The sequence below is a fragment of the Bartonella sp. AA23NXGY genome, assembly GCF_042197165.1.
Lineage (GTDB): Bacteria > Pseudomonadota > Alphaproteobacteria > Rhizobiales > Rhizobiaceae > Bartonella.
Genome location: NZ_JBHIRO010000005.1, coordinates 14,475 through 27,796, shown reverse-complemented (window position 1 = coordinate 27,796; position 13,322 = coordinate 14,475). Strand labels below are relative to the sequence as shown.

The 13,322-nt window shown below is 36.4% G+C and carries 8 protein-coding genes; 4 read left to right on the top strand and 4 right to left on the bottom strand.

The features are described 5' to 3' along the window. Positions 1-29 precede the first annotated feature (29 nt). Positions 30-437, top strand: a complete 408-nt coding sequence (gene mscL / locus ACFINY_RS03945; protein ID WP_026500234.1) for a large conductance mechanosensitive channel protein MscL — start codon at positions 30-32, stop codon at positions 435-437. An 18-nt stretch (positions 438-455) separates the two neighbouring features. Here mscL and ACFINY_RS03940 read toward each other — a convergent pair whose 3' ends face one another. Continuing rightward, entirely contained in the window at positions 456-2,162 is a 1,707-nt protein-coding gene (locus tag ACFINY_RS03940; RefSeq protein WP_375650666.1) for an ATP-binding protein, read from the bottom strand. A gap of 1,154 nt (positions 2,163-3,316) precedes the next feature. Beyond that, complete coding sequence (locus tag ACFINY_RS03935; RefSeq protein WP_375650662.1) at positions 3,317-5,890, bottom strand: DNA translocase FtsK; 2,574 nt, start codon at positions 5,888-5,890, stop codon at positions 3,317-3,319. 460 nt (positions 5,891-6,350) lie between these two features. On the opposite strand from ACFINY_RS03935, the gene ACFINY_RS03930 reads away from it, so the two are divergent. The 3 genes from ACFINY_RS03930 (at position 6,351) to rpoH (ending at position 9,848) form a co-directional block, all read left to right on the top strand. Beyond that, positions 6,351-7,781, top strand: a complete 1,431-nt coding sequence (locus ACFINY_RS03930) for an aldehyde dehydrogenase family protein (RefSeq protein ID WP_375612058.1) — start codon at positions 6,351-6,353, stop codon at positions 7,779-7,781. 29 nt (positions 7,782-7,810) lie between these two features. After that, complete coding sequence (locus ACFINY_RS03925; RefSeq protein WP_375612057.1) at positions 7,811-8,815, top strand: RluA family pseudouridine synthase; 1,005 nt, start codon at positions 7,811-7,813, stop codon at positions 8,813-8,815. A 148-nt stretch (positions 8,816-8,963) separates the two neighbouring features. Continuing rightward, positions 8,964-9,848: an RNA polymerase sigma factor RpoH gene (rpoH, locus tag ACFINY_RS03920; RefSeq protein WP_375612056.1), complete on the top strand. Its 885-nt coding sequence runs from the start codon at positions 8,964-8,966 to the stop codon at positions 9,846-9,848. Between the two features lie 203 nt (positions 9,849-10,051). Here the strand turns inward: rpoH and ACFINY_RS03915 are convergent, their stop codons facing one another. Further along, positions 10,052-11,473, bottom strand: coding sequence for a hypothetical protein (locus ACFINY_RS03915; protein ID WP_375612055.1), 1,422 nt, complete (start codon positions 11,471-11,473; stop codon positions 10,052-10,054). Between the two features lie 237 nt (positions 11,474-11,710). Beyond that, complete coding sequence (locus ACFINY_RS03910; protein ID WP_375612054.1) at positions 11,711-13,000, bottom strand: adenylosuccinate synthase; 1,290 nt, start codon at positions 12,998-13,000, stop codon at positions 11,711-11,713. Between the last annotated feature and the right edge of the window lie 322 nt (positions 13,001-13,322).

Genomic DNA, 13,322 nt, shown 5'->3' with positions numbered 1-13,322 from the left:
TATATCGCTTATATAAAGGGGAAAATGCAATGCTTAAAGAATTCAAAGAATTTGCCCTAAAAGGTAACATGATTGATCTTGCTATCGGTGTGATTATAGGGGGTGCTTTTGGTAGCTTGGTCAACTCAATTGTCAATGATATTTTTATGCCAATCATTGGGCTGATTACAGGTGGGATTGATTTTTCTAATATGTTTATTCAACTTGCTGGCGAAAAACAAGCAACATTGAGTGCCGCCAAAGCAGCTGGAGCAACCATTAGCTATGGACACTTTATTACTTTACTTATCAATTTTCTCATTATTGCTTGGGTTCTTTTTTTATTCGTTAAGGCTATGAATAAAATTCGTAGAAAAGAAGAAGAAAGCCCCAAAAAAACGTCTTCAGAAGAACAACTTTTAACAGAAATTAGAGATCTTTTGGCTAAGAAAAAATAATTTTATGCAAGATTTACATCATGGAACACGAGGAAAAAACATTTCCACAGTTGTTCCATGATTGGGTTTTGAGAACAGTAAAAATTGTCCCCCTCTTTCTTCCACCATTGCTTTACACATTGGGAGGCCTAAACCTGTTCCCATAAAAGCGCTATCACCAGATCGTCCATCTTTGCGCTCTACTTGACCATAAGGTTGCAGTGCCTGTATAATCTCTTCTTCGTTCATCCCTATACCATTATCACTCACTGAAATTTTTACACGTTCTTTTCTATAAGAAACGTGAACAATAATCTGTCCACCCAAAGGTGTAAAACGAATAGCATTGGAAAGAAGATTCCATATAATCTGGCGAAACACTTGTTGTGATACAGGAATAAATGGAACGTGAGGTGGAGCAACAATACGCATGATAATGCCGTTCTGATTGGCTTGAGTTTCAAGAAAAGCTATCGTCGCACGTAAACAAGATATTACATCAAATGTTTCAGAAATAAGGGAAGAATCAATCTGGTTATCGGAACCAGAATAATTTATCTTCGAGCACTCTAGTAATTGATTAATCAGCAATAATATATGTTTTCCAGAGGAAATAATATCGCGTAAATATCCATGATAGCGCTCATTTTCTATCGAACCAAAACGGCCTTCTCTCATAATTTCTGCAAAACCAATAAGAGCATTCAAAGGTGTTCGTATTTCATGAACAACTCCAACGATTTTATCCTCTTCTGCTTTTTTTTCTCCTGATGGAACTGTTTGTGTCCTATCACGCAACATAACAGCATAATTGCCTTGCTTTACCAAAAATACAATCGTTATCAAAACGGTTATATTTTTATGATTTTTTGTCATTAAATCAGCGGTTTCACTGCGATTTAAAACCTGATTTTTTTCCTCCATACGGATTGATTTAAAATACTTTTCAACCAAAAGTCGGCTTTGCAAAGTAAATAATGAAGAGAATGGTTGTCCTCGTAGTTCATTTATTTCATAACCCATTAATGCTAAGGCTGCCCTACTCGCTGATTGAACAAAGCCCTCTTCATCCAACCATAAAACACCATCTGTTGCTGTATCCAACAATGATAAAACTGCAGCGGGCTCTTTTACGAGAGCTTGTTCTATAGCATTTACCGGCAATGTTTGTGCATATGGTAACTGAATAGCTGTTTCTTCAACTAAATTTTCTTCTTTTACCGATGAATTCAATTCATCACGCAATTGCTCTGCAATTTCACGAAAAGCTGAGCGTTCTATCTCCGTAAGACATGGCATTTCTGTTTCTAGCTTTTCATTTCTTTTTTCTTGGACTTTTTTTTGTATTTTTAAAACACCAAAGCCACGAAACCCCTTAAGCTGCTTTTTAACATCAAAAATTGGCAAAGCCGACAATTCAACATCAAGCCATTGTAAGCAACCATCAACAGGCCATTGAACAATCTCTTTACTCCAAGGCATAGCCGCTTCAATAAAACGACTGAGAACCAGATATCGATCATCATTAAATTGATGAGCAAGCTCATGAAAACTACACCCTAAAATAGAAGAAGAGAGAGGACCAACAACTTCAGCTAGCTCTTTTGAGACTTCACAAAACAAACCATTGTGATCGATTTCCCACGTAAAAGGCCGTGGCAAAAGCTCTGGTGTAAAACGAAAAGCTTCTTGCTGACATTTTAATTCATTTGTATTTAACTTTAACTCATCTGCTTTTAATGGCATAACTAAAACTAAAAAGTGTTGAATTTACTCTCAAATGAATAATGCTAATTTGTTTACAATTATCTATTCTGGTTAAAATAACTTGATATCTCATATCAATTGTCTGTAGCAAAATTTTGACTGTTTCATCAACAAAACAAGAATAAAAAGAAGCTTCCAGCTCTTGTTGCTTATTCACCCATTATGTAATAAATCTTGTTACAATAATGGTAACATCTCCCTCGCATAAATAGTACTCAAAAAGAATACACTTATTTTACACATTCATGCGCCTTTTTTGAAAAGATATCTCCCAAGATCCCCAAGCTTATTTTACGACGTCATCTGTAAATGGTGTAATGTAAAAGTCCCTATAGAGGATATCAAGGCATTGTGCATTACCATTTTTATACTTATAAAAGAGCTGGTTAGCACCATCATTATACTAATTTCAGCCCCTAATGTTACCAATAGTTCTCGGCATTTGAAGGCGTTCATAAGCAGCCTTTTTATTTTTTAACTTTTTTACTCCTACATTATTATGATACGCAAGAAAACGGTTTTAATTGTTTCAACAGAAACAGATTTGAAATGAGAAAATCTTACAATGTTTGAGACTTTTATTCACTGTGAATAATGATAAATTACTATAAATCAATATACTGCATTATCAAAATCTCTTTTTCAAATAAAGCTTCTCGTAAGAACATCTTTCTTGAGCCAATAATATCAAATGATAATAAATTCAGCGTGACGCTTTAAAGTATCCTATGCAACAGAACTTGCATATTGGGCATTTTTCTTATGATGCTCTCAATAATCTCCCAAAGATCTTTCTTTCATTAGAATCGCTACAAAAGAAAAAACAAAAAATATGCCACCGCACTATTTTATTAAAAAATTTCTCTGTAAAAAAGAGAACACAAATTATCTGTTTTCATATAAAGATTTGTTTAATTTCTTTATATTCCAGATCATTTAGAAATGTTAAAAACATCTCATAATCTCCTTTGATATCAGCTTGTTTACCTCATCAGAAGTCTTAATACAAAAGATCGCTTTTGCTTTATTACTCTCCATTTAAATTTTTAATATTATATAAAAAAATAAAACAAGCACATTTAAATAATGACTGTCAGATATTTTAAAAATTGCATATTTTTAAATGTGTTTGTTTATTTTCCTTCATTGAGTAGAATTTCACGTTTTCCAACATGATTAGCGGCTCCAACAATGCCTTTTTCTTCCATCCGCTCGACAAGAGAAGCTGCTTTATTATAGCCGATTGAAAGTCGGCGCTGAATATAAGATGTTGAACATTTTTTATCACGCATAACAATTTTTACAGCTTGGTTATAAAGTTCCTCACCCTCTTCATCAAAATTTTCTTCCTCAGAATTTCCAGCAGCTGAATCAGCAGAATTATCCTCTTTGTTATCGTCTTCATTATCTGTTACCGTTGCTAAATAATCAGGTTTACCTTGCATTTTTAGATGTGCAACGATGGATTCAACTTCTTCATCAGAAACAAAAGGTCCATGAACGCGCACAATGCGTCCACCACCTGCCATATGAAGCATATCCCCCTGACCTAAAAGTGTTTCAGCACCTTGTTCACCCAAGATCGTACGACTATCAATTTTTGATGTTACTTGAAAAGAAATGCGGGTAGGAAAGTTCGCTTTAATTGTACCTGTGATAACATCAACAGAAGGACGTTGCGTTGCCATAATAAGATGAATACCTGCCGCACGCGCCATTTGCGCTAAGCGCTGAATAGCATTCTCTATCTCTTTCCCTGCCACCATCATAAGATCAGCCATCTCATCAACAATCACAACAATATAAGGAAGCTGCGTGAGATCCATGGCTTCTTCATGATAAAGCATTTCCCCTGTTTCCTTATCAAAACCCGACTGAACAGTACACATGATTGTTTCGCCTTTTTGAGCTGCAAGTGCAACGCGTGCATTAAAACCATCAATATTACGCACACCCAACTTAGCCATTTTACGATAACGCTCTTCCATTTCACGAACCGCCCATTTTAAAGCTGTTACTGCTTTTTTGGGATCTGTGACAACGGGTGTTAAAAGATGTGGAATGCCATCATAAACAGAGAGCTCTAACATTTTAGGATCAACCATGATCAAACGACACTGCTTTGGTGTCATACGATAAAGAATCGACAAAATCATTGTATTAATTGCAACAGACTTGCCTGATCCTGTTGTTCCTGCAACCAATAAATGAGGCATTTTTGCTAATTCTGCAATGACCGGTTCACCATTAATCCCCTTCCCCAAAGCAAGAGCAAGTTTAAATTCACTTTCACGAAAAGAACGTGTTTGGATTAATTCCCGTAAATAAACGGTTTCACGAACCGCATTGGGTAACTCAATCCCGATAACATTCCGTCCAGGAATTACAGCAACGCGTGTAGAAATAGCAGACATAGAACGCGCAATATCATCAGAAAGATTAATAACGCGTGATGATTTTACACCCGCAGCGGGTTCAAATTCATACATTGTTACCACTGGCCCTGGATGAACATGGATAACTTCACCCTTAATGCCAAAATCTTCCAAAACACTTTCCAAAAGTCCAGCACCACGTTCTAATGTTTCTTGAGGAATCATCGTACCTTCATGAAAAACAGGTTCCTGTAATAAGTTGATCGGAGGAAATTCATAAACATCACAGTCAATAGATTGAATATTTTGCATAAAAGCAGAATCATAATTACCTAATGGCATACGAGTAGATTGCAATGTTTTAGTTTTACTGTTTGCTTGCACCACAGAAAAATCTTTTGAATTCTTTATGACGGCTTTGTTTATACAATCAACAGTATTATTGGCGACAATATTATTGGTATTTTCAGTCTCTATACTAGCCCCTGCATCACTTAACGCCCCTGTATTACTTAACGTATGAGCAAAATCTTCAACAGAAAGCTTAGAATGACACTCTTTAGTAGTATCATTATTTGTATGCATTAAATCAGAAATTTTCTCAACACCTCGCATCCTTTCCGCTGGAGATTCTGATGTAATTGAATCATAGAGTTGTGGAAAGCGGTATTCAAGAACACGGTAAAGAGCCGTTATTGACTCATCAAAGGCTGTGGGAATATCCGGTGTAATTTCATTTGTCGTGTCAATTGATGTTCCATCCTCTTTTGATGTTTGAGTCTCCACATGTTCAAATATCAAAGATTCACACTCAAAAAATGCATCGTCGGAAAGATGCAACGCAGGTTTTATTTTTTGTAGCACATTTTCCACTTGTAATTTATGTTCTTGTTTATCCTCCTCAAGTGGAATATTTGCTGACGGCATATGAATAGCTTGTCGTGACAACTGCTTCAGAACCGTTGAATGACAAACTGATGTTTTATTCTCTATTGATTGAGGATTAATGACTTTTTTTGTCGAAAGAATATTTGTTGTTTTCTTGTTACAACGTACAATATCTGTATCTGTAATTTTTTTTTGATCTTGCTTCGTAAAAATTTTAAACTGTTTTGCAAAAACTGGATCTGTTTCTATACGACGACGCAAAATCTCAACTTCTGGGGTTCTCGTGAAACGGACGTTTTTTCCGAGGGCAAATGCCTTTTTCCACACTTCCGGATAAGGAAATATCTCAGTAATCTTAACAGATAAATCTTCTCTTGATGCACCTTTTGTACCATCATCAGAAAAAGAAGACGTAGAAATAGATTTTGTTTTCGAATTATGCATGGCACCCAACAAATTTATAGCAATGAGAAAAATAACCTTTTCAAAAAGAATTCGTAGAAACTATCATACGAAGGTTAATAACCTTTTGCTGATGGTTACTTTTTAATGAAAAAAATAATGCCATAATGCATATTCATAATCTGCCTTTTGCATATTTACGATATAAATTGCCCAGTTTATGGTGTCATAGAGCTCGTATTTCATTTGTTTTGAAGAAAACTTCATGATAAAAAAGCTTCAAGAAAATTGTCTATGCCTCTCTTTCTCTCCCTTTTCATAAAAGAAACTAGTCTCAATAATACAATAAGCATTGCTCTATTGAATTCTCCATGCTCAATTATCACGATATAATCTAATTTCTCACGTTTTTATAAGATTATCCTTGTTATCCTCGTTTAAAAAGGCTTAGACTAAGACAATCATAATTACATAAATATAAATAGAAAAAAGGGAGTGAATTATGTTTAATAAACGGAAATTTTATATCAATGGTCTATGGGATGAGCCAAGCACTCCTCACGATTTTGACGTCATTAATCCATCAACAGAGGAGGCTTGTGCTGTCATTAGCCTTGGAAGTACAAAAGATGCTGATAAAGCAATTAATGCGGCTAAAGAAGCCTTTCAAAAATGGAAAACAACGTCACCAAATGAGCGTCTTGGATTTGTTGAAAAAATTCTAGAGATCTACGAAAAACGTTCCAAAGACATGGCAAAAACCATTTCAATGGAAATGGGAGCACCAATTGATATGGCGCTTAATGCGCAAACTGCAACCGGAAGTTCCCATATTCGCAATTTTATCGAAGCTTATAAAGAGTTTTCGTTCCAAGAAACTTTAATAAAGGGAAATGAGCAAGCAATCCTTCACTACGATCCTATCGGCGTCGTAGGATTAATTACGCCATGGAATTGGCCCATGAATCAAGTAACTCTTAAAGTTATTCCTGCTCTCTTGGCTGGCTGTACCATGGTGTTAAAGCCCTCTGAAATTGCGCCTCTTTCTGCTATGCTTTTTGCTGAATTTTTAGATGAAGCCGCACTTCCAGCCGGTGTTTTTAATTTAATCAATGGTGATGGTGCGACTGTCGGCTCTTACCTCTCTGCACATTCAGATTTAGAAATGATCAGCTTTACTGGTTCAACTAGAGCAGGAAAAGATATTTCTAAAAATGCCAGCGCTACTTTAAAAAGAGTCTGTCTGGAACTTGGGGGAAAAGGAGCGAATATTATCTTTGCTGATGCCGACTCAGATGCTGTTCAACGTGGTGCACGACATTGCTTTTATAATAGTGGACAAAGTTGTAATGCACCAACTCGTATGCTTGTGGAACAGAGCATCTATGACAAAGCCGTGAAAATAGCCAAAGATATTGCAGAAACAACAAAAGTAGGACCAAACTGCCAAGAAGGAAATCATATTGGGCCCGTTGTTTCAAAAAAACAATATGATAAAATTCAAGATCTTATCCAATCGGGAATTGATGAAGGTGCAACTCTTGTTGCAGGCGGGACTGGTTTACCGAAAGGAATGGAACGCGGTTATTATGTCCGTCCAACAGTCTTTGCTGATGTAAAACCTCATATGCGTATTTTTAAAGAAGAAATCTTTGGTCCAGTTCTCTCGATTCTTTCTTTTAGTACAGAAGAAGAAGCCATCGCTTTAGCGAATGAGACTGAGTATGGTCTTACAAACTATATTCAATCGCAAGATCGCAACAAATGTCGTCGTATTGCGGCACAAGTACGCTCTGGTATGGTAGAAGTTAATGGACATGGATTACCCAGTGGAAGCTACTTTGGAGGTGTAAAATTTTCTGGGCGCGCTCGTGAAGGAGGACATTGGGGAATTAAAGAATTTCTCGATAGTAAAGCAATTTCGTACTGGTAAAATCTTATTAAAAACTTAATAGGAATCGTATGGTAATACAGAAAATAACGGATGAAGGTGCTCTTGGGCAACGTCTTGATCAGTGGCTCGCAAAACAATATCATGATGTGCTCTCACGTTCGCGTTTGCAAACTCTCATCCGTGAAGGCTGTCTTAAAATTGATGGTCAATTCATAAAGGAACCCAAAATAAAATTAAAACCTAACCAAATAATTGAATTGGAAATGCCGGACCTTCGTGATGCAGAACCTAGCGCTGAAGCCATTGCATTGGACATTCTTTTTGAAGATGATCATGTCATTGTTATTAACAAACCAGCTGGTCTTGTTGTTCATCCTGGGAATGGCAATTGGACCGGTACATTGGTTAATGCCCTTATTTACCACTGTGGGAATAGTTTATCTGGTATAGGTGGTGTTAAACGCCCTGGTATTGTCCATCGTCTTGATAAAAATACAAGCGGTGTTATGGTTATTGCAAAAAATGATCTAGCTCATAAAAGTCTCAGTGCTCAATTTTCTGATCATGGACGTACCTGCGCATTAGATCGACGCTACCATGCCTTGATTTGGGGAACACCTCAGCGCAATGTCTGGACAATTGATGCATCACTTGGCCGTTCGCCCCATAACCGGACAAAGCAAGCTGTCATCCATAACCAAAACCCTTATGCTCGTCATGCTGTTACACATGTTTCTCTGCTTGAAAAATATGGCTCTCATGCAGACTCAACATCTTTTGCTAGCCTTCTGGAATGTCGCTTGGAAACTGGACGCACCCATCAAATCCGTGTTCATATGACTCATATTGGGCATCCACTCATAGGCGATACAGTTTATGGAAACGCTTTTAAAACAAAATCAAACACATTCAACTCCACTATTAGAAATGCAATCGATCAATTCAACCGACATGCACTCCATGCTGCAAGTCTTACTTTTGAACATCCTTCTACCGGTAAAGTTATGTCGTTTTCCGCACCACTGCCTCAAGATATGGCTAAACTTATTAAACTTTTAAAAAAAATGAATTGAAACTTTTCCCCTTCTCAAGATTTCACAATAAAATATCTTTTTTTGAACAAAATTGAAAAATATGCTAGAGTGAGGTTATGAGGATAGTTAGCTATCTAAAACATAGAATTTGCCTTATCAGGGAATTCAAACAAAAGGAGGGTGCTATATGGCCCATATGAATTTATTATCAGTAATGACAGGTGATGGTGCTTTAAACCGTTACTTGGAAGAAGTGCGTCGTTTTCCAATGCTTGAGCCAAAAGAAGAATATATGTTAGCTCAGCGTTACCGTGAGCATAATGATCTAAAAGCTGCGCATAGGCTAGTAACCAGCCATTTGCGTCTCGTAGCTAAAATCGCGATGGGATATCGGGGCTACGGACTTCCCATTGGGGAAGTCATTTCAGAAGGCAATGTTGGACTCATGCAAGCTGTTAAACGTTTCGAACCAGAGCGGGGTTTTCGTCTTGCAACCTATGCAATATGGTGGATTAAAGCATCAATCCAAGAATATGTATTGCGCTCTTGGAGTTTGGTGAAAATGGGGACAACAGCTAATCAAAAGCGTTTGTTTTTCAACCTTCGTAAGTTAAAAAGTAAACTTCAAGCACTTGATAGTGGCGATCTCAATGCAGAACAAGTGAAAAAAATTGCAATCCAGTTGAATGTCACAGAAGATGAAGTTGTATCAATGAATCGTAGGCTTGGTGGTGACACTTCACTCAACGCACCAATTCGAACAAAAGAAGGGGAAAACAGTGAGTTGCAAGATTGGTTGGTGGATGAATCTAACGATCAAGAACAAATTTTAATTGAAAAAAGTGAATTAGAAAATCGCCGTTCCATGCTCATAAATGCCATGGACAATCTCAATGAACGCGAAAAGCGTATATTTAAAGCGCGTCGTTTAAACGATGTACCACTAACCCTAGAAGAACTCTCTGGTGAATTTAATATTAGTCGAGAACGAGTAAGACAAATTGAAATGCGTGCATTTGAAAAAGTGCAAAACTCTATCAAAGATTCTACTTTATCTCAAAGTCAAGTATAAAACCTAGAGTTAAGTATAAAGCCAATGGTTTGCACATTCTTTAAATGTGAAAATGAAAAAAAGCATGCCTTGGCTTTATACTTGTAAATCAGCCTATAGAATTCTTTAAGTTATTGATATGTAAAGCTTTATTTAATATATTTGGTATATAATTGATAAAGACGGTCGTAGAAAATTCTTCACAGCCGTTTATTTTTTTGCATCTATGTTTTATTTTTTTGACCAAGAACTGTTAACTTATCTTGTTGTGCAAGCCATTGTCCAATAACTTCATTAAAAATAGACTTACCTGTTGGTCCTTTTGCAAAGGTTAATTCACTTATACGCCCGTTTTTATCCGTTAACACCAAACGCATCCAATCTAATTCTCGCATCAATTGTAAATTTCGATCAAGAAATGGATGATTTCCACTCAATGCGACAAGAAAAAAGTCATCGTTAATCTTTGCAGCAATGGTTCTTGTTAAAGCCTGTCCAATGGATTGTTCACTTGCTTTAAAGGTTAATGCTTGAACATTGCTTATAGCTTTACCTGAAAATTTATCAGAAAGAATAAAAACAAGGTCCATAATATATGCAGCAGGAAATGACTGATCGGTATTACGACGTAAAATTAACCGTAATGATACCCCTTCATCAGGAATTGTTATATCACCTTGTATAGTTGTTTCTTCTGGAGCCCCCTTCACTTGAGACTCTTTTATAAGCGTCCAGCGAGCACTTCCCGTTGCTATCTTTTCTGCATCATAATTTGTACGTGCTTGATAGAAAACAGCTTCACCTGATTTTTCAAGCGATTGCAAATTGCTATCAACAACTGTTGAGAGTACTTCTTCATCCGAAGAATCTATCGCTTGTTTTAAACCAACATCAATTTCACTTCCATCCTCTAATAAGCGTTGTGTTAACTTTCTCTTAATTGGAAATGCCTTTGGTACTCTGTGAGAAGCTTGAAGATTTTCTTCTAAAAACTGATGATCATTTGATACAAATACACGCTCACCAACAAAAAAAATACCAACAAGTAAAACAACAAAACTAACAACAGAAACAGCACTTATCACAATACGCCTTTGCACTAACGATTTATTAGCACGACGTAAAGCCTGAGAAAAAATGTGCGAAACAATATGCGGATTATCTTCCTGCGAAGGAGAAATCTTTAACACACTGCTATTAACATGCTGAGAAGGCACATCAGCCTCCATATTAACAGGTTCTGCATCTGGTATATCTGATACACAAAGCTCAACAAATACCTTGTTATCCTTTGAACGTGTAACAAAATCTTGCTTTCTTTTTATGTTTACCTCTGACAATTCATTATTTTTTGGTAATATAGTTTTTTTTGTATATTTCTTATCTTCATTTATATTTGTGGGATTCCACCCAATAACTGAAGAAAGCCGTTTCTTTTCAACTGCTAAATATTCTCCTTCAACAGTTGCAATAGAACTTTGAAGAATCTTTCTTTGTTCATCCGCTATTGCTTGTGGTATTTTTGCTGTTACAAATTGATGTTCTAGTGTTTCGGTAGCCCGCTTATAAATCCGCTTACGCACTTGTGGTGTAATATTATTTTGTGCATTAATTGTCTTTTTTAAGATTCCAACGAAATCTACCATTTCCTCTATAATCTCTCTTAAACTGAGAAAAAATCAATAGTAAAGCCAAAAAACTTTATTTTAGCCTTCTAAATTGGTTGCCATTTAATATTGGTACAACTATTGCAATAATGTAAAATGAATATGAAAAATAAACAATGCTATTTTGCACCTTTCTTTTACGTGCTCTTAAAAACTTTTTTTGTAAAAAGATACAAAAACGAACAGAGAGCATATATAGAAATCTAAAAACAATAATCAATTAACAAAGGGATCCGTAATAAGAATAGTATCTTCACGCTCTGGACTTGTGGATAATAAAGCCACTTTTGTATTAATCAGTTCTTCAATATAGCGTATATATTTAATAGCCTGCACTGGTAAATCTTCCCACCTCAATGCATGTGCTGTTTCTTCCTTCCAACCTTCTAATGTTGCATAAATAGGCTTCACCCGATCCTGAGCTCCCATGGAAGAAGGTAAATAATCAATCCTTTTACCATCAAGCTCATAACCAATACAAATTTTTATTTCATCCAAACCATCTAAAACATCAAGTTTTGTCAATGCTATACCTTGAACACCGCAAATTGTTACCATCTGACGTACTAAGACAGCATCAAACCAACCACATCGACGCTTTCGACCCGTTACAACACCAAATTCATGTCCACGCACTCCTAGAAATTCACCAATATCATTTATCTGCTCTGTCGGGAACGGCCCTTCTCCAACACGTGTAGTATAAGCTTTTGCAATACCCAAAACATAATGAATTGCATCAGGTCCCATCCCCGAACCTGTACATGCTTGCCCAGCAACTGTATTAGATGACGTTACATAAGGATAAGTTCCAAAATCATTATCTAATAAAGCACCTTGCGCACCTTCAAAAAGAATGTGTTTCCCTCCTCGATAACCTTCATCTAAAAGACGCCACGTACAATCCATAAAGGGCAAAATTTTATCCGCAACTTGCATCAATTCATCATAAAGTGCTCGAGAATCAATCTCTGAAACACCCATCCCACGACGCAAAGCATTATGATGCCTCAAAAGCCGCTCAATCTTAGCCATAAGTGTATCTTTTTCTGCTAAATCCATCACTCGGATAGCACGACGTCCCACCTTATCTTCATAAGCCGGTCCAATACCGCGCTTTGTTGTACCAATCTTTAAACCAGATAAACCGCTTTCTCGAATTGCATCAAGATCACGATGCAAAGAAAGAATCAAAGGAGCATTTTCAGCAATACGCAAAATTTCTGGTGTGATTTTTACACCCTGATTACATAGTTTTTTTACTTCTGCAACAAAATGATGAGGGTCAACAACAACACCATTACCAATAATTGATAACTTGCCACGCACTAAACCAGACGGTAAAAGTGATAATTTATAACTGACTCCATCAACAACCAATGTATGGCCAGCATTATGCCCCCCCTGATATCTCACCACGATATCTGCTCGCTCAGACAACCAATCTACAATTTTACCTTTGCCTTCATCACCCCATTGTGTACCGACAACAACTACATTGGCCATAACTTTCTCCGTCGTGTTTGGTCAAAAAAACCAGCATTCAAAAACAAACTCTTCTTTATAACGAAACCTTAAAGCAAGTGCGACTCCTCATTTCAGATTTTTCTCAATCTTCAAGTGATTAAATTTTCAAATTTATGATAATAAAGATAAGCAAATACCCAAATATTTTAAATCTGTCATTTTGCTACAAAAAGTAAAAACATTAGAGATTTTAATTTGTGCGTATCCAACACCTGACAAAGCATTCATTCCCCGTCTTAATCTTTTACAATTCATGTAATATTTAGAGGCTGTTTGTCTGATACAAGAATATGAAAGATCA